Here is a 15,996-nt window from a genome sequence, read left to right on the forward strand (position 1 = left end):
CTCGCTTGAGTATCTGCGGTCGTACTCCGTCCTCACCTCAGAGTGGAGGTAGCGATGCCGAAACCCTTGGTCCTGGGTTATCTGGGCGTGCTCCTTTTCATGATCGGCGATGGTGTCGAATCCGGGTTCATCGCCCCGTATATGGCCGACCACGGCGCGGCAACAGACGTAAGAGCCGGATACGTCATCACCGTGTACGGCATCGCCGTCATGCTGGCGTCGTGGTTCTCCGGCGCGCTCTGCCAGGTGTGGGGGCCGCGCCGGGTGATGTGGACGGGCCTGGTGATCTGGGCCGTCTTCGACGCCGCGTACCTGCTCTTCGCACTGGGCACCGAGAACTACCCGATGATGTTGCTCTTCTACGGCATCCGGGGCTTCGGCTACCCGCTCTTCGCGTTCGGCTTCCTCGTATGGATCACCAACACCGCACCGCAGGCCCGGCTGGGCACCGCGGTGGGATGGTTCTACTTCGCCTTCACGGGCGGTCTGCCCACCCTCGGCTCGCTGTGGTCGAGCCTGACGATCCCCTCGTTCGGCCGCCTGGGCACGCTGTGGTCGGCACTCGTCCTCATCCTCATCGGCGGCGCCATCGCCCTGGTCGGCGCCCGGCGGAGGCCCGGCGGTGACCGGATGGCACCGCCGGAGGTCACCACCGGTGAGAGCCTGCTCAACTCCGTCTCCATCATCTGGACCCATCCGCGGGTGCTGGTGGGCTGCCTGGTCCGGATCATCAACACGGCCCCGGAGTTCGGCATGCTGGTGTATCTGCCGCGGATCTTCTCCGACGACGTCGGATTCGGCGAGGACAAGTGGCTCCAGCTGCTGGCGATCATCTACGGCACGAACATCTTCTTCAACCTCATCTTCGGTGTCCTCTCCGACCGCATCGGCTGGCGCACCACCATCGCGGGCTTCGGCGCGCTGGGCTGTGCGATCAGCGTCACGACGCTGTACTTCGTACCGACCTGGCTCGGCCCGGACTACTACTGGGTCGCGGTGCTCGCGGGCATGTTCTACGGGGCGACGCTCGCGGGATTCGTCCCCATCTCGGCGCTCATCCCGTCCATGGCGCCGGAGAACAAGGGCGGTTCGATGGCCCTGCTCAACCTGGGCGCGGGCGGCGCGGCCTTCGTCGGCCCGGCCATCGCCAGCCTCTTCCTCCCCCTCGTCGGCGCCGGCGGAGTCACCGTGATCTTCCTCGCCCTCTACCTGGTCGCCCTCGTGCTGACCCTTCTGCTGAAGCTGCCCGGAGAGCAGGGCGGCGGGCAGCCCGTCCCGGACTCGACGGGCGGTCAGGAGCACCGGACCGGCGCGGCCCCGACCGCCACCTCCGCCTGAGCCCCGCGCTGCCGGGTGCCCCCGCGCCGGTCGGCCGGAACCGCGAGGGGCCCCGGCCGGCCGGGGCCCCTCGCGGTTCCGGCGCCGTGCCCATCGGCCCTATGCGTTCGGGCGGTTGGCCAGCGCACCTTCATCTCTTGAAGACAGACTTCTTGACAAGGACATGAAACGCGACAACTCTTCGAGAGAGCGCTCTCACCCGCCCGCAGCCCAGCGGCCCGCGCGGGAGCGCTCGGCAAGGCCGGACAACGGTCGCCGCCCGGCGGTGACCGCTTGCCCGGCCCCACCCCCCACATCAGGAGAGAGCCATGCCCCCCACCGCACGGCCGCTACTCCGGCGTCGAGGCGCCACCCGCCTCATCGCCGCCGCCGCGCTGGCATTCGCCACGTTCTGCTCGCTCACCGGCACCGCGCCGGCGACCGCCGCCGACCATGTCAGCGGCCGGGCGGAAGGTCAGCCGCCGGACTCCTTCTGGGGCGACACGAGTTCCATCCCGCCCGCGAAGAATGTCCTCACCGTCCAGGTCCTCAACCGGACGAACGGAAAGTACCCGGACGACCAGGTCTACTGGACCTTCAACAACGAAACGCACTCGATCGCCGAGCAGTCCACGCTCGACATGCCGGCGAACTCCGCGGGCCGGATGTACTTCCACCTCGGCTCGCCCGACAGCAAGTACGCCGACTTCATCGAGTTCACCGTCGGCGACGACGTCTTCAACGGCAACACCACCCGGGTCGACGCCTTCGGGCTGAAGCTGGCGATGCGACTGCACGCCCACGACGGTTTCGACGCACAGGTCGGCGAGGACTACGAGACGTTCCAGGAGGACCGGGACGCCACCTGGAAGAAGTTCGCCGACGCGGTGCCGGATGAGTTCGCATCGCTGACCGAGGTCGAGAAGCCCTACCGGATCCTCGCGCCGGGCAGCGTGCCCGACTTCCGGGAGGGCGGCAAGTACGCGGACTACATGAGCAGTTACGCCAAGACGGTCGGCATCGACGCGCCCACGTCCGACATCTTCGGCTGCGCCGGTGTGCTGGCCAACGAGGCGGGCAAGTGCTCCGCGCTGAACCGGCACGTGGCCCAACTGCCCGAGGACCAGTGGTCTGATCCGAGCAAGTACTACCAGGACGCACCGGCGAACTACTACGCCAAGTTCTGGCACGACCACTCCATCGACAAGCTCTCCTACGGCTTCCCGTACGACGACTTCGCGGGGCAGTCGTCCTTCGTCTCGCACGGCGATCCGCAGTACCTCGCGGTCGCCGTCGGCTGGTGACCCGCTGATCCGTCCCCACCACCCGGTGCCCGCCAGGCAGTCGCCCGGCGGGTGCCGCGTTTTCGGCCATCGGATGGGATGAGGCTTGTCTCACCGACCGACGGCTGCGCGGCACAGATCGGGGCGGGCGCGCTCAGCCCCGGCGCCTGGAACTCGGTGCTGGGCACCACCCTGGTCCTCAAGGGCGCCGCCCTCCGTCCGGTGCGCGACCCCGCCGGAGTGGTCTACTGCCACCGCGGGCCCGGCGGCAGCTGGCTGCCCGGCGGTGCCTCCAGCAGCGGCGCCGGGGTGCTGACCCGCCGCTTTCCCGGCGCCGACCTCGACGCCCTCACCGAGCGGGCCGCCGCGACCGGCTCCACCGCGGTCGTCTACCCGCTCGTCGGCGAACGCGGTGAGCGCTTCCCGTTCCGCGCGCCCGACGCGCGCCCCTTCGTCCTGGGCGAACCGACCGGTGCGGCCGAGGAGTTCCACGCCTGTCTGCTCGGTGTGGCCTGTGTGGAGCGGCTCTGCCTCGACCACCTGGATCACATCGGCGCGCCCGTCGACGGACCGCTGAGCCTGACCGGCGGCGGCGCCCGTAACCGCTACTGGTCGCAGTTGCGCGCCGACCTCCTCGGCCGGAGCGTGACCCTGCCTGCGCAGGGCGGGAGCGCCGTCGGCATGGCGGTGCTCGCCGCCACCGCCTCGGGCGTCACGCTGGAGCAGGCCGCCGCCTCCATGGTGCGAACCGGAATCGAGCTGCGCCCCGATTCCTCCCGTACCGAACGGCTGCTTCCCGGCTACCTCGGCTTCGTCGACGAACTGGTCCACCGCGGCTGGCTGGAGCCGCGAGTGGCGGCCCACGCCCACAGAAAGGCCGACCGGTGACCGACTTCGTCCTCGTACGGCACGGGGAGACCGTGTGGCATGCGGAGAACCGCTACGCGGGCCGCACCGATGTGCCGCTGACCGAACTCGGGCACAAGCAGGCCGCCGCGCTCGGTGCCTGGGCCGCGGGCCGGCGGCTGGACGCGGTGCTCAGCTCACCGCTGTCCCGCGCCCGGCTCACCGCCGGGCCCGCCGCCGCGGCGCTCGGCCTCACCCCGCGCGTCGATGAGCGGCTGTACGAGGTGGACTTCGGTCGTGGCGAGGGGCTGACCCGGGCGGAGATGAGGGAGCGCTTCCCGGCGGAGCTGGACGCGTTCCTGGCCGATCCGGTCGCCCACCATCTGCCCGGCGGTGAGCACCCGGCGGCGGCCGCCGCCCGCGCGATCGCCTGCCTGACCGAAATCCAGCGGGAATCGCCCGATGGCCGGGTCCTGGTCGTCGCCCACTCCACTCTCGTCCGCCTCGTCCTGTGCGAGCTGCTCGGCATCCCGCTCGCCCACTACCGCCAGGTGTTTCCCCGGCTTGAGAACGGCGCGCTGACCGAGCTGCGCCTTCTTGGCGACCGGGCGTCGCTGCTGCGGCTCAACGCCGCGGCGGTGGCCCCCGACTGACCCTCTTTCCACTGGTCCCCCTTTCCCCGGAGTCCCACCGCGCCCACCACCGTCCTCGCCGCAGGCGACCATTTCGTGCTGCCCCGACTGCTCACCCAGGAGCTGCGGAACGCCGTCCCCGGCGACGGCGAACTCGAGATCCGTGAGCTGCGGCTGCCCTGGCCGCACACACCGTTCGGCAAGGTCGACGAGGTCGACGAGGTCGGCGAGGCGACCGGCGACGAGGCGACCGGCGACGAGGCGACCGGCGACGAGGCGACCGGCGACGAGGCGACCGGCGACGAGGCGACCGGCGACGAGGCGTCCGGCGGCGAGGAGGAGATCATCGAGGTACTGCGCGGGAGCCGGATCTGTGTGACGCAGATGGCCCCGCTCACCGAACGCGTCCTCCGGGCCTGTCCCGACCTCGAACTGTTCTGCGTCAGCCGCGGTGGACCGGTCAACGCCAACCTGGAAGCGGCCACCCGCCACGGCGTCGCCGTCTGCTACGCGCCCGGCCGTAACGCGGTGGCCACCACGGAGCACACCCTCGCCCTCATCCTCGCCGCCGCCCGTGGCGTCGCCGACGTTCACACCGACCTCAAGCGGGGCACCTGGCGGGGCGACACTTACGACTACGGCAACTGCGGTATCGAGATCGACGGCTCGACCGTCGGGCTGGTGGGCTTCGGTGCCGTCGGCTCCCGGGTCGCCCGCGCCCTGGCGGCCATGGGCGCCACCGTCCTCGTACACGACCCGTACATACGCCCCGACGCGGTGGCGGGGGTGGCCCGGCTGGTGTCACTGGAGGAGCTGTTGACCCGCTCCCGGATCGTCTCCCTCCACGCCCGGGTGACGGACGAGACCCGCGGAATGATCAGCCGCGCCCGGATCGCGTCCCTGCCGCGCGGAGCGGTGCTGGTCAACTGCGCCCGGGGCGCGCTCGTCGACTATGACGCGGTGTGCGACGCCCTGGAGAGCGGGCATCTGGGCGGCGCGGGGTTCGATGTCCACCCCGCCGAACCCGTCCCGGCCGGCTCCCGGCTGCTGTCCACACCCGGCATCGTCCTGACCCCCCACATCGCCGGCGCCAGCCGCGAGGTCGCCCACAAGGCCGCCCGGATCGTGGCCGCGGAGGTGGCCCGCTATCTGCGCGGCGAACCACTCGCCCACTGCGCCAACCCCGAGGCCGCCCGCTGAGCCCCGCCGCCTTCAGAGGCCACCGGGGCGTCCGCGACCACGGTGCCCCAAAAAAAATTCCGGCGGCGATGTCGAGAACCCGTGAGCGGCTCCGTCCCCGTGGTGAATGCGACCACAATGGGTCGCACCAGCACCGAGGAGAACCACCATGGCCAAGTACTTGCTGCTCAAGCACTACCGCGGCGCCCCGGCAGCGGTCAACGACGTGCCGATGGACCAGTGGGCGCCGGAAGAGGTCACGGCGCATATGCGGTACATGAACGACTTCGCGGCCCGGCTCGAGAAGACCGGCGAGTTCATCGACGGTCAGGCGCTCGCCCCCGAGGGGACGTGGGTCCGGTACGACGGTGAGGGGCGCCCGCCGGTCACCGACGGTCCGTTCGCCGAGACCAAGGACCTGATCGCGGGCTGGATGGTGATCGACGTCGACAGCTACGAGCGCGCCGTCGAACTGGCCGGGGAGCTGTCGGCGGCCCCCGGGGCGGGCGGGAAGCCGATCCACGAGTGGCTCGAGCTGCGCCCGTTCCTGGCCGCGCCGCCCACCATCAGCGAGTGTCCTCATTCATGAACGAGGCCCTGCTGAGGAGCCTCACGCCGAAGGTGCTCGGAATCCTCGTCCGCCGCGGAACAGACTTCGCGGCGGCCGAGGACGCCGTGCAGGACGCGCTGGTCGAGGCGGTCCGCGTCTGGCCGGCCGACCCCCCGCGGGACCCCAAGGGCTGGCTGATCACCGTGGCCTGGCGCCGGTTCCTCGACGCGACCCGGGCGGACGCCGCCCGCCGCCGGCGTGAGGACCTGGTCGACGAGGAACCGCCGCCCGGACCCGCGGCCGCGGTGGACGACACGCTCCAGCTCTACTTCCTGTGCGCCCACCCGTCGCTGACGCCGTCGTCCGCGGTCGCGCTCACGCTGCGCGCCGTCGGCGGGCTCACCACCCGGCAGATCGCCCAGGCGTACCTGGTGCCCGAGGCGACCATGGCGCAGCGCATCAGCCGGGCCAAGCGCACCGTCTCCGGTGTGCGGTTCGATCAGCCCGGCGACGTGGCCACCGTGCTGCGCGTCCTCTACCTGGTCTTCAACGAGGGCTACTCCGGCGATGTGGACCTCGCCGCCGAGGCCATCCGGCTCGCCCGGCAGCTCACGGCCGCGATCGACCACCCCGAGGTGGCCGGGCTGCTCGCCCTCATGCTGCTCCACCACGCCCGGCGCGCCACCCGGACCGCACCCGACGGCAGCCTGGTGCCGCTCGCCGAGCAGGACCGCGGCCGGTGGGACACCGGGTCGATCGCCGAGGGCGTCGAGATCCTCCAGGCGGCCCTCGCCCGCGACCGGCTGGGCGAGTTCCAGGCCCAGGCCGCCATCGCGGCGCTCCACGCCGACGCGCCCACCGCCGAGGAGACCGACTGGGTACAGATCGTCGAGTGGTACGACGAGCTCACCCGCCTGACCGACAGCCCGGTCGTGCGGCTCAACCGCGCGGTGGCCGTCGGCGAGGCCGACGGCCCGCGCGCCGGGCTGGCGGCGCTCGCGGCGCTGGACGACTCTTCCCCGACCTCCTCGGGCAGGGGACACCCCTTGCCCCGCCACACCGCGGTGGCGGCGTACCTCCATGAGCGCGACGGCGACCTGCCGACGGCGGCACGGCTGTACGCCGAGGCGGCCCGGAAGGCACCCAACCTCGCCGAACGCGACCACCTGACCCGCCAGGCCGCCCGCCTCAACACCCGGCTGCGTGGCTGACGGGCCACGCCCGGACCCTGAACAGCGGCCGGGCAAGGAGATCGGGCTGTTCGGCAGTGTGACGCCGACCGCGAGCCCGCTTCTCCCATGACGACGGTTCGTCAGTTCTCCCGGCCCCAGTCCAGGCGGTCGGCCAGACGGGCGGCGGTGAAGGCGGCCGCCAGGTCATCGCGGCCCTCGGTGAAGTGGGCCCAGCTGTCGTAGTGGACGGGAGCCACCCGGTCGGCGTCGAGGATATGGGCGGCCTCGGCCGCCTGGGCGCTGCTCAGCACGAGTCCAGTGCGATGGGCTCCCAGTCGGCCAGGCCCCTGACCTTCTTCCCCAGACCCTCACTCAGGCGTTCGCCGCCGCCGGGCGTGGTCAGGGTGAGGGGGACGTCGGCGAGCAGGGCCCGGCCGGAGTCGTCGAGGTTGTCGGGGTGCTCGTCGTGCGAGAGCAGTACGACGCCCTGGCCACCCTCGCCGCGGACGCCGCCGATCTGCTCACCGGCCCCGCCGCGGACCGCCTCACCGCCTGCGGCTCCACCCCGTGCAACCGCTACCTGCTCCGCCACGGCCGCCGCCACTGGTGCTCCACCCGCTGCGGCGACCGCGCCCGCGCCGCCCGCGCCTACGCCCGCCGCACCCACTCCGTATGACGCCGCGGTCGGACCCGGGCCGGGCGGCACGAACGGCGAGCCGGCCCCGTGCGTATGCGCGGGGCCGGCTCATGAGATCAATCAGTGCGGCGTCACCTTGTCTGCTGCCCGCCGGCCGCTCACTTCGCCTGGTCGAGCGCGACCGCGTCGGGACCCGCCGGGAATCGCAGCTGGCCGGTCGTGTCATACACGGCTCGCCACACCGTCTCCGCGACGTCGCTCTCCTTGGTGAACACGTCCTGGCGCATGAAGTCGTCCATGGCCTTCTTCGTGAACGCCGCGTAAGCCTCCGGGACCAGCTCGTCCATCGGGGCGCCGTTCGTCGCCCTGGCGCCGAAGTTCGTCGTCAGACAGGCGCCCGGTTCGACCGTCTTCGCCCGTACGCCGAAGGGCGCGAGCTCGAGCGCGAGGGATGAGGTGAACCCCTCGATGGCCATCTTGCTCGCCTTGTAGACGGCCGTGAGCGGCATATGTCCCAGCACCACGCTGGAGGTCACATTGACCACCACGCCGGAGCCACGCTCGCGGAACTGGGGCAGCACCGCCTGGGTCATCGCCATCACACCGAAGGTGTTGGTCTCGAAAACCTCCCGCACCCGGGCCATGGGGGTGCCCTCGAACACGCCCATCGACGGGATGCCCGCGTTGTTGACCAGGGCGTCGATGGGCCCCGCCGTCTCGAACGCGGCGGCGATGCTCTCGGGCTTGGTCACATCGAGCGCGACGACGCGGAACCGGTCCGACTCGGGAAAGTCACCCGGCCGCGGCGTCCGCATCGTGGCGATGACGTTCCACCCCTGCGAGTGGAAATGGAGGGCGGTCTCCCGCCCGTACCCGGAGGAGGTACCGGTGATCAGGACTGTCTTCATGGTGTGGCCCTCGCGATGTGATGGGATCCGCGGAAGGACAGGCACTTTCCTGCCCCACGGAAGAACTCGTGATCCCATTGCACCGCTCCGACCTGCGGAAACGATAGAACGATCCTCGCTTCCCCTTGCACGATCCTCCCACTGGCTCGGCTCCGCTCAGCTCGGCTCGGTCCGGCTCAGTCCGGCTCGGCTCGGCTCGGCTCAGGGCAGGACCCCCACGGGAGCGGGTACGGTGTCCCCCCGCAGCCGGGCCGCGTCCCGGCTCGGGGGCGCGCCGAACTGGCGGCGGTACTCCCGGCTGAACTGCGACGGGTTGTCGTAGCCGACGCGCTGGCCGACCCCGGTGACATCGTTCGGATGGGTGGCCAGCAGCAGCCGGGCCTCCTGCAACCGGATCTGCTTCTGGAACTGGATGGGGCTCATCGCGGTCACCGCCTGGAAGTTGCGGTAGAAGGCGGACACGCTCATGCCGGACCTACGGGCCACGTCCTCGACCCGGAACGGCTGCGCGTAGTGCTCGCGGATCCAGCGCACGGCCCGGGAGACATGGCTCAGACTGCTGTCGGCCAGGCCGAGTTGCCGGACCGTCGCCCCCTGCTCACCGGTCATCAGGCGCCACAGGATCTCGCGTTTGACCATCGGCGCCAGTACGGCCCGGTCATGGGGTTCGTCGAGCAGGCGCAGCAGCCGGATCACCGCGTCGAGCAGCGCGGGGGATACGTCACTGACGGCGATCCCCGACGGAGTGCCTCCGCCGGAGCGCGGGGTGTCTCCGGGACCGGCCTCCAGCAGCAGTTCGGCGACGGCGGACGGCTCCAGCATGAGGCCGAAGCCGAGGGCCGGCCGCTCGGGGTCGGCCTGGGTGAACTGCCCCGTGACGGGCAGGTCGACGGATGCGACCAGGTACTGCCCAGGACCGTACTCGTACACCCGGTCGCCCAGCGCGAGCCGTTTGGAGCCCTGGGCGATGACCGCGAGCACCGTGCCGGTCATGGAGGGCTCCGGCGGGTCCGGCCGGTCGACCTCCGAGATGAGCACGCCGTCGATGGCGGTGGTCCAGTCGGGGCGGGCGTGCCGGGCCAGCAGAGTGCGGAGCTCTTCGAGGTACATGCGTCCATTGCAGCACCATTGAGCGCGCCACGTCTCCCGTACCTGCGAGGATCGTGCAAGTCAAAGCGAGCATCGTTCTAACGTTTCCGCAGGTCAGCTCGGTTGAATGGAGTCATCGCACTCCCCCACCGAGAAGAGGATTTCCATGATCCCCGCCTATGGCTTCAACGCCACCCTGACCGCCAGGCCCGGAATGGGCGACCAGCTGATCGACCTGCTGCTGACCGGGCTGGACGAGGGCAGCCCCGGCGCGAGCGAACACTGCGTCGTCTACCTCGTCTCCCGGTCCGCGTCCGACCCCGACGTCGTCCATGTCACCGAGGGCTGGACCAGCGAGGAGGACCACCACCGGATCTTCGCCGGTGCGGCCGCCCAGGCCATCGTGGCGCGGATCGGCGGACTGCTGGCCAAGGAGTCCGATTACACCGACTACGTACCGGTCCGCGGCAAGGCCGCGTTCTGAGGCCCCGGCCCGAACCCCGGCCCGCCGACCCCGCTCCACCCCACCCACGAAAGGCGACGACCATGACCACGACCCGCCCCGCCCTCGACCCCGAACTGCGCGAACTCCTGGCCGACACGCCCTTGATGTCCCAGCTCAGCCCGGAAATCCTCGCCCAACTACGCCAGCTGCCCTCGACCCCCGTCGAGGACCTCCTCGCACACCGGCAGGCCGACCGGCGCGAGCTCACCGTGCCCGCCAAGGACGGTGCCCCGATTCCCCTGTCGGTCCTCAGCCCCGCGAACGCCGCCACCACCGGCCGCACCACCGCCGCACCGTGCGTCTACTGGATACACGGCGGCGGGATGGTCATGGGCGACCGCTTCTCGCAGATCGACATCCCGCTGGAGTGGCTCGACGAGTTCGGCGCGGTCGTGGTCTCCGTGGACCACCGGCTCGCGCCGGAGTTCACCGGCACCGCCCTCGTCGAGGACTGCTACCAGGGACTGCTCTGGGTCGCCGAGCACGCGGAAGACCTGGGCATCGATCCCCACCGGATCGTCGTCGCCGGCATCAGCGCGGGCGGTGGTCTGGCGGCCGGTGTCACCTTGCTGGCCCGCGACCGCGGCACCCCGGCCATCGCCGCGCAGATGCTGATCTGCCCCATGCTCGACCACCGCAACACCACCACCTCCAGCCGTCAGTACTCCGGTGTGCCCGGCGTCTGGACCGGTGAGATGAACGCGTTCGGCTGGTCCTGTGTCCTCGGCGACCTCACCGATGACGCGGTGCCCGCGTATGTCTCCCCCGCGCTGGCCGATGACCTCTCGGGCCTGCCGGCCACCTACATCGACACCGGCTCCGCCGAGGTCTTCCGCGACGAGGACACCGACTACGCCACCCGTATCTGGGCGGCCGGCGGCCAGGCCGAACTCCATGTCTGGGCGGGTGGCTTCCACGGCTTCGACGCCGGTTTCCCACAAGCTCGCATCTCGGCCACGGCCCGCCGGACCCGCACCGACTGGCTGGCCCGGCTCCTGTCCGCGGACTCCCCGCATAAGGCCACGGCGGCTCACCACGGCGGTTCGCCTCGTCCACCTGGCGCATGATCGGCGTTCCAGGCACGAGCATGACGTATTTCCCGCGCCACGGGCCGCCGAGGTACATGGATCGGCCGACGGGCCGTACAACGTTCTGTGTCAGGCGCCGCGGATGAACAAACGGTCCGCCCGCGGCCCCTGACCCGTTACGGACGACAACGTCGAGATGGCGATGGGAGACGGCATATGACCGATCGTGGAGCCGATCTGCTGATCCGGGCCGCCGCGGTGCGCACCTTGGTGCCGGGCCAGCCCTCACAGCGGGCAGTGGCGGTGCGGGGCGACCGCATCGCGGCGCTGTCCCCCGACCCGAACGGCCTTGACGGCTGGGTGACGTCGCGCACCACCGTCCATGACCTGCCGGACGCCACCGTGCTGCCCGCGTTCGACGACACCCACACCCACTTGATCTTCGCCGCGTACGGCGCGCATGACGTCCCCGTCCATCAGGCCCGCACCATCCCCGAATTCCTGGACCTCATCCGGCAGCGGGCCAGGGCCACCCCCGAGGGCGAGTGGATCCGCACCACCACCAACTGGCAGGAGCTCAACCTGGCCGAGCGCCGCATGCCCACCGCGACCGAACTCGACCGGGCCACCGACCGGCACCCGGTCCTGGTCAAGCGCGGCGGCCACAACGACGTCGTCAACACCTACGCGCTCCGTCTGGCGGGCATCACCGAGGACACCCCCGTACCACCGGGCGGCACCATCGGCCGCGGCCCCGACGGCAGGCTCAACGGCCGGCTGATCGACAACGCCCTGGGCCTGGTGGAGCGCCTGGTCCCGGCCCCGGACCAGGCCCGGCGCATCGACGGACTGCGCCTGGCCGGCGGCCAGTACGCCGCCTCCGGCATCGGCACGGTACGGGACTGCGCGGTCGCCCCCGAGGACTACCGGGTGCTCCTGGCCGCCGGCGCTGCGGGGGCGCTGAGCACCCGGGTGCGGGCCCTGATCTCGGCGCTCGGCATGACCGGCGCGGCTCAGGTGGAGGATCTGCTCGACGCCATGGAGGAGTGGCGCTACGAATCCGATCCATGGCTGCGGGTGTGGGGCGTGAAGTTCGGCCTCGACGGCGGCTTGGAGGCCGGGGCCACCGAGGAGCCGTACGCCTGCGACCACTCCTACTCCGGGATGCTGATCTGGGAGCCGGACGCGCTGGTCGAGGCGGTCGAGGCCGTGGTCCGCCGCGGCTGGCGGGTCGGCACCCACGCCTACGGCGACCGCGCGGTCCGCACCCTCCTGGACGTCTACGAACGCGTCCTTCGGCGCAACCCCGGCCTGCCCGCCGGGGCGCTCGTCATGGAGCACGGCGGCCTGGCCGGCCCCGAACAGCGTGCCCGCGCCGTCGCCCTGGGCATCCCGGTCACCATCCAGCAGCCGCTGCTGCACGACACCGCCGAGGTGGAGGAGGGCTTCTGGGGCCCGGACCGCGTCGCGCGCCTCTTCCCCGCGCGGGGCTGGATCGACCTGGGCGCCCAGGTCAGCGCGGGATCCGACTTCCCCGTGGGCCAGTTCGGCGCCATGCGCTCCGTGTGGGGCATGACCACGCGGCAGACCGTCATCGGCGTCAAGGGCCCCGAGCACGCCATCAGCTACGACGAGGCCCTCGCCCTGCACACCACCCAGGCCGCCCGTCTGTGCGGCGAGGAGACCCTGCGCGGCGCCCTGGCCCCGGGCCGCCTCGCCGACCTGACCGTCTGGCCCCGGAACCCCGCCCACTGCCCCACCGAAACCCTCCGCGACCTCGAGCCGACCCACACATTCGTCGGCGGCCGGCTGGTCACCCCCGCCGGGGCGCGGTGAGCGGGACGGTGTCGGAGGGGGCGGGCGCCGGGGCGAGGCCGTCCGCAACCAGACCGGCGAGGACCGCTTCGCCGAGGGCGTGGACGGCGGACTGGGGGCGGACCATGACGGTGAACTCCTTGATCCGGCCGTCGTCGTCGAAGTGCAGCAGATCGATGCCGTGGATCTCCTTGTCGCCCACCCCGGCGCGGAAGAGCAGCACCGCCGACTCGGCGGCCGTGCCGTCGGTGCTGGTCTGCGCGGTGCCGGTGTAGTCGCCGACGTAGCGGAAGTCCTTGAACGTGCGCAGCAGGACCCCGAAGAGGCCCAGCACCATCGGCTTGCCTTCGAAGGGGGTGAACTTGACGGGGCTGTAGAAGCGGATGTCCTCGGTGAACAGGTCGTCCAGGGCCGTGAGGTCCCGGTTGTCGACGGCGGCACGGAAGCGGTCGGCGGTGGTCATGGCGTCCCCAACTTCTATCATCATGGATGCGATTAGTCATTTTCATGACTACCATGGCCGGGTGTCCGGCGACAGAGGGGTGAAGGAGGCGATCCCATGGCCCTACGGCACGCCGTACTGGCGGCGCTGCTCGAAGGGGAGCTCAGCGGGTACCAGCTGACCAAGGCGTTCGACATCGGCGTGGCGAACTTCTGGCACGCCCAGCCGCAGCAGCTCTACGCCGAGCTGACCCGCCTGGAGAGGGACGGGCTGATCGCGGGCCGGGCGGTGGTCCAGGAGACCCGCCCCACCAAGCGCCTGTTCCATGTGACCGATGCCGGGCTGGCGGAGCTGGAGGAGTTCACGGCCGCGTTCGCGAAGCCCTCCTTCATCCGCGACGACCTGCTCGTCAAGGTCCAGGCCGCCGACCACGTCGACAAGGAGACCCTGATCGCCCAGCTCACCGAGCGTGTCGCCTTCGCCGAGGCCAAGATCCACCTCTTCGGCAAGCTGCTGCGCAAAATGCGCGGTGACCGTACGGAGGAGGAGTTCCTCCGCCACGGCGACCGCATCGGCCCGTATCTGACCTGTCTGCGCGGCCTGGCCCTCGAACGGGGCAACCGCGACTGGTGCGAGCACACCATCACCGTCCTGCGACAGAGGCAGCACACCCATGCCCACTGACGCGGCCTACAGCCGCTACGTCGCGCTGGGCGACAGCCAGACCGAGGGCCTGGGCGACGGCGACGACACCACCGGGCTGCGCGGCTTCGCCGACCGCCTCGCCGAACACCTCGCCCACGGCGACCCCGGCCTCTCCTACGCCAACCTCGCCGTACGGGGCCGCCTCGCCGCGCAGGTCCACAGCGAACAGCTCGCGCCCGCCCTGGCCCTCCGCCCCGACCTGGCCACCGTCGTCGCCGGCGTCAACGACCTGCTCCGCCCCCGCTTCGACGCCGACCACGTCGCCCACCGGCTGGAGACGATGTTCGCCGCGCTCACCGCCCAGGGCGCCCACGTGGCCACACTCACCTTCCCCGACCCCGCCCGTATGACCCCTCTCGCGCGCCCCCTCACCCCGCGCGTCACCGCCCTGAACCAGCGCATCCGCGAGGCCGCCCGGCGCCACGGCGTCACCGTCGCCGAGACCGGTCACCACCCCGTGGTCGCCGATCCCCGCCTGTGGAGCCTCGACCGCCTGCACGCCAGCCCGCTCGGCCACCAGCGCATCGCCGCCGCACTCGCGCACGCCCTCAGCCTCCCCGGCGCCGACGACACCTGGACCCACCCACTGCCCCCGCCGACGACCCCCGCGCCCACCGGATGGCGCGCCGCCGCCGACGAGGTGCGATGGACCGCCGCCTTCCTCGGCCCCTGGCTCGCCCGGCGGCTGCGCGGCCGCTCCTCCGGCGACGGCCACACCGCCAAGCGCCCGCATCTGACCCCGGTGCGTGCCGAGGCGTCCTAGCCGAAGCGTCCTGGCCGAGGTCTCGCCCACGTTCGGCGACGGCGGGTCCTCGGGTCGGCGGGTCTCACCACGGGACGGTCCGGCCCCAGCGATCCGGATACTCCGGACCAGGCTTCCCCGGCACCGCACTCGCAGTTGACATTCATGACTGAAGTTGTCAACCTCGTCTGCCTCACTACGAGCGTGGAGGTGGTTGGGCTGTCCTCGTGGACTCTTCATGACGTTCCTGATCAGCGTGGCCGGTCAGTGATCATCACCGGTGGCAACACGGGCCTGGGTTTCCAGGCCGCGTCGATGTTCGCCGACAGGGGCGCGGACGTCCTGATCGCCTGCCGCGACGCGGCCAGGGCGGCCGCGGCGGTCGATCGGATCCGGGCCCGCGGCCCCCGCGGAACCGTACGGGCGGGCTCACTCGACCTCGCCGACCTCGACTCCGTACGGGCGTTCGCGCACGAAGTCCTCGCGGGTCAGGAGCGCCTGGACGCGCTGGTCAACAACGCCGCCGTGATGTGGACGCCGTTGACGCGCACGAAGCAGGGCTTCGAGTCGCAGTTCGGCACCAACCACCTCGGACACTTCGCGCTCACCGGCCACCTGCTCCCCCTGCTGCTGCGCACCCCCGGCGCCCGGGTGACGACCGTGACGAGCCTGGCGCAGACGCAGGGCCGCATCGACTTCGAGGACCTGAACTGGCGCACCCGCCCGTACTCGACGGGAGCCGCGTACGGGCAGAGCAAGCTGGCGAACATGTTGTTCGTCCTCGAACTCGACCGACGGCTGCGTGCCGCCGCCCTCGACCTGACCGTGACGGCGTCGCATCCCGGCTGGACCAGCACCGAACTGACCCGCCACTCCCCCGCGTTCCTCCAGCGGGTGAGCCGGTGGATCGGCATGCGCCCGGACAAAGGCGCTCTCACCACGATGCGCGCCGCCACCGATCCGGGCGCGCCCGGCGGAAGCTACTGGGGTCCGCGGCGTCTCTTCGAGACCAAGGGCCATCCGGGCCCCGCGAGGATCATCCGGCGGGCACAGGACACCGCGGTCGCCGCCCGTCTGTGGGAGGAGAGCACCCGGCTGACCGGGGTCGGGTTTCCCTTGGCCGCGCGGACCGGTCAGACTGGCTGA

At 71.5% G+C, this 15,996-nt stretch carries 16 protein-coding genes and 2 pseudogenes; 14 read left to right on the forward strand and 4 right to left on the reverse strand.

From position 1 onward, the window contains the following. Positions 1-54: 54 nt before the first annotated feature. From NQU54_RS06825 to NQU54_RS06855, 7 genes are all read left to right on the forward strand, one after another. The gene (locus NQU54_RS06825; RefSeq protein WP_069861756.1) at positions 55-1,338 is read left to right on the forward strand and encodes an MFS transporter; all 1,284 of its coding nucleotides are present in this window, start codon (positions 55-57) and stop codon (positions 1,336-1,338) included. A gap of 308 nt (positions 1,339-1,646) precedes the next feature. Further along, entirely contained in the window at positions 1,647-2,621 is a 975-nt protein-coding gene (locus NQU54_RS06830) for a glycoside hydrolase family 64 protein (protein WP_257630257.1), read from the forward strand. A gap of 78 nt (positions 2,622-2,699) precedes the next feature. After that, entirely contained in the window at positions 2,700-3,488 is a 789-nt protein-coding gene (locus NQU54_RS06835; RefSeq protein WP_306278423.1) for an FGGY-family carbohydrate kinase, read from the forward strand. Next, positions 3,485-4,099 carry a histidine phosphatase family protein gene (locus NQU54_RS06840; RefSeq protein ID WP_257630258.1) on the forward strand — a complete coding sequence of 205 codons (615 nt, stop codon included), beginning with the start codon at positions 3,485-3,487 and terminating at the stop codon, positions 4,097-4,099. The genes NQU54_RS06835 and NQU54_RS06840 overlap by 4 nt, the downstream gene beginning before the upstream one ends. 75 nt (positions 4,100-4,174) lie before the next feature. Then, positions 4,175-5,278 (forward strand): 2-hydroxyacid dehydrogenase, encoded by a 1,104-nt coding sequence (locus NQU54_RS06845; protein ID WP_372505809.1) that lies wholly within the window; start codon positions 4,175-4,177, stop codon positions 5,276-5,278. A 148-nt stretch (positions 5,279-5,426) separates the two neighbouring features. After that, complete coding sequence (locus tag NQU54_RS06850) at positions 5,427-5,846, forward strand: YciI family protein (protein WP_257630259.1); 420 nt, start codon at positions 5,427-5,429, stop codon at positions 5,844-5,846. Beyond that, complete coding sequence (locus tag NQU54_RS06855) at positions 5,843-7,018, forward strand: RNA polymerase sigma factor (RefSeq protein WP_257630300.1); 1,176 nt, start codon at positions 5,843-5,845, stop codon at positions 7,016-7,018. Before NQU54_RS06850 ends, NQU54_RS06855 begins: the two co-directional genes overlap by 4 nt. A gap of 101 nt (positions 7,019-7,119) precedes the next feature. On the opposite strand, the pseudogene NQU54_RS06860 reads toward NQU54_RS06855, so the two are convergent. After that, a pseudogene (locus tag NQU54_RS06860) lies at positions 7,120-7,475 on the reverse strand (MBL fold metallo-hydrolase); the annotation flags it as partial. Between NQU54_RS06860 and NQU54_RS06865 the strand changes: the two are divergent. Next, a pseudogene (locus NQU54_RS06865) lies at positions 7,464-7,655 on the forward strand (CGNR zinc finger domain-containing protein); the annotation flags it as partial. The pseudogenes NQU54_RS06860 and NQU54_RS06865 sit on opposite strands and share 12 nt — an antisense overlap. A gap of 119 nt (positions 7,656-7,774) precedes the next feature. Here NQU54_RS06865 and NQU54_RS06870 read toward each other — a convergent pair. Both NQU54_RS06870 and NQU54_RS06875 read right to left on the reverse strand, forming a co-directional pair. Beyond that, positions 7,775-8,524 (reverse strand): SDR family oxidoreductase, encoded by a 750-nt coding sequence (locus tag NQU54_RS06870; protein WP_257630260.1) that lies wholly within the window; start codon positions 8,522-8,524, stop codon positions 7,775-7,777. A 201-nt stretch (positions 8,525-8,725) separates the two neighbouring features. After that, on the reverse strand, positions 8,726-9,634 hold the full coding sequence (locus NQU54_RS06875) for an AraC family transcriptional regulator (protein WP_257630261.1): 909 nt from the start codon (positions 9,632-9,634) through the stop codon (positions 8,726-8,728). Between the two features lie 145 nt (positions 9,635-9,779). On the opposite strand from NQU54_RS06875, the gene NQU54_RS06880 reads away from it, so the two are divergent. The 3 genes from NQU54_RS06880 (at position 9,780) to NQU54_RS06890 (ending at position 12,982) form a co-directional block, all read left to right on the forward strand. Continuing rightward, positions 9,780-10,097 (forward strand): putative quinol monooxygenase, encoded by a 318-nt coding sequence (locus NQU54_RS06880; RefSeq protein WP_257630301.1) that lies wholly within the window; start codon positions 9,780-9,782, stop codon positions 10,095-10,097. Positions 10,098-10,159: 62 nt separating this feature from the next. Beyond that, a complete protein-coding gene (locus tag NQU54_RS06885; protein ID WP_257630262.1) occupies positions 10,160-11,185 on the forward strand; it encodes an alpha/beta hydrolase in 1,026 nt (341 codons plus the stop codon). A 177-nt stretch (positions 11,186-11,362) separates the two neighbouring features. Then, the gene (locus tag NQU54_RS06890) at positions 11,363-12,982 is read left to right on the forward strand and encodes an amidohydrolase (protein ID WP_257630263.1); all 1,620 of its coding nucleotides are present in this window, start codon (positions 11,363-11,365) and stop codon (positions 12,980-12,982) included. On the opposite strand, the gene NQU54_RS06895 is transcribed toward NQU54_RS06890, so the two are convergent. Next, positions 12,960-13,424 carry a nuclear transport factor 2 family protein gene (locus tag NQU54_RS06895; RefSeq protein WP_257630302.1) on the reverse strand — a complete coding sequence of 155 codons (465 nt, stop codon included), beginning with the start codon at positions 13,422-13,424 and terminating at the stop codon, positions 12,960-12,962. The two genes, NQU54_RS06890 and NQU54_RS06895, sit on opposite strands and share 23 nt — an antisense overlap. A gap of 96 nt (positions 13,425-13,520) precedes the next feature. On the opposite strand from NQU54_RS06895, the gene NQU54_RS06900 reads away from it, so the two are divergent. The 3 genes from NQU54_RS06900 to NQU54_RS06910 all read left to right on the forward strand — a co-directional run bounded on the left by NQU54_RS06900 (position 13,521) and on the right by NQU54_RS06910 (position 15,996). Beyond that, positions 13,521-14,087 carry a PadR family transcriptional regulator gene (locus NQU54_RS06900; protein WP_079256783.1) on the forward strand — a complete coding sequence of 189 codons (567 nt, stop codon included), beginning with the start codon at positions 13,521-13,523 and terminating at the stop codon, positions 14,085-14,087. Then, positions 14,077-14,871: an SGNH/GDSL hydrolase family protein gene (locus NQU54_RS06905; RefSeq protein ID WP_257630264.1), complete on the forward strand. Its 795-nt coding sequence runs from the start codon at positions 14,077-14,079 to the stop codon at positions 14,869-14,871. The genes NQU54_RS06900 and NQU54_RS06905 overlap by 11 nt, the downstream gene beginning before the upstream one ends. Positions 14,872-15,015: 144 nt before the next feature. After that, on the forward strand, positions 15,016-15,996 hold the full coding sequence (locus NQU54_RS06910; RefSeq protein WP_306278424.1) for an oxidoreductase: 981 nt from the start codon (positions 15,016-15,018) through the stop codon (positions 15,994-15,996).

It is taken from the genome of Streptomyces malaysiensis subsp. samsunensis, assembly GCF_024519315.1.
Classification (GTDB): Bacteria; Actinomycetota; Actinomycetes; order Streptomycetales; family Streptomycetaceae; genus Streptomyces; species Streptomyces malaysiensis.

Coding starts and splice junctions, on each gene's coding strand:
- NQU54_RS06875 (WP_257630261.1), bottom strand. CDS start 9,634: ATGTACCTCGAAGAGCTCCGCACTCTGCTGGCCCGGCACGCCCGCCCC.
- NQU54_RS06900 (WP_079256783.1), top strand. CDS start 13,521: ATGGCCCTACGGCACGCCGTACTGGCGGCGCTGCTCGAAGGGGAGCTC.
- NQU54_RS06850 (WP_257630259.1), top strand. CDS start 5,427: ATGGCCAAGTACTTGCTGCTCAAGCACTACCGCGGCGCCCCGGCAGCG.
- NQU54_RS06905 (WP_257630264.1), top strand. CDS start 14,077: ATGCCCACTGACGCGGCCTACAGCCGCTACGTCGCGCTGGGCGACAGC.
- NQU54_RS06855 (WP_257630300.1), top strand. CDS start 5,843: ATGAACGAGGCCCTGCTGAGGAGCCTCACGCCGAAGGTGCTCGGAATC.
- NQU54_RS06910 (WP_306278424.1), top strand. CDS start 15,016: ATGACTGAAGTTGTCAACCTCGTCTGCCTCACTACGAGCGTGGAGGTG.
- NQU54_RS06885 (WP_257630262.1), top strand. CDS start 10,160: ATGACCACGACCCGCCCCGCCCTCGACCCCGAACTGCGCGAACTCCTG.
- NQU54_RS06870 (WP_257630260.1), bottom strand. CDS start 8,524: ATGAAGACAGTCCTGATCACCGGTACCTCCTCCGGGTACGGGCGGGAG.
- NQU54_RS06825 (WP_069861756.1), top strand. CDS start 55: ATGCCGAAACCCTTGGTCCTGGGTTATCTGGGCGTGCTCCTTTTCATG.
- NQU54_RS06880 (WP_257630301.1), top strand. CDS start 9,780: ATGATCCCCGCCTATGGCTTCAACGCCACCCTGACCGCCAGGCCCGGA.
- NQU54_RS06830 (WP_257630257.1), top strand. CDS start 1,647: ATGCCCCCCACCGCACGGCCGCTACTCCGGCGTCGAGGCGCCACCCGC.
- NQU54_RS06835 (WP_306278423.1), top strand. CDS start 2,700: ATGAGGCTTGTCTCACCGACCGACGGCTGCGCGGCACAGATCGGGGCG.
- NQU54_RS06895 (WP_257630302.1), bottom strand. CDS start 13,424: ATGACCACCGCCGACCGCTTCCGTGCCGCCGTCGACAACCGGGACCTC.
- NQU54_RS06890 (WP_257630263.1), top strand. CDS start 11,363: ATGACCGATCGTGGAGCCGATCTGCTGATCCGGGCCGCCGCGGTGCGC.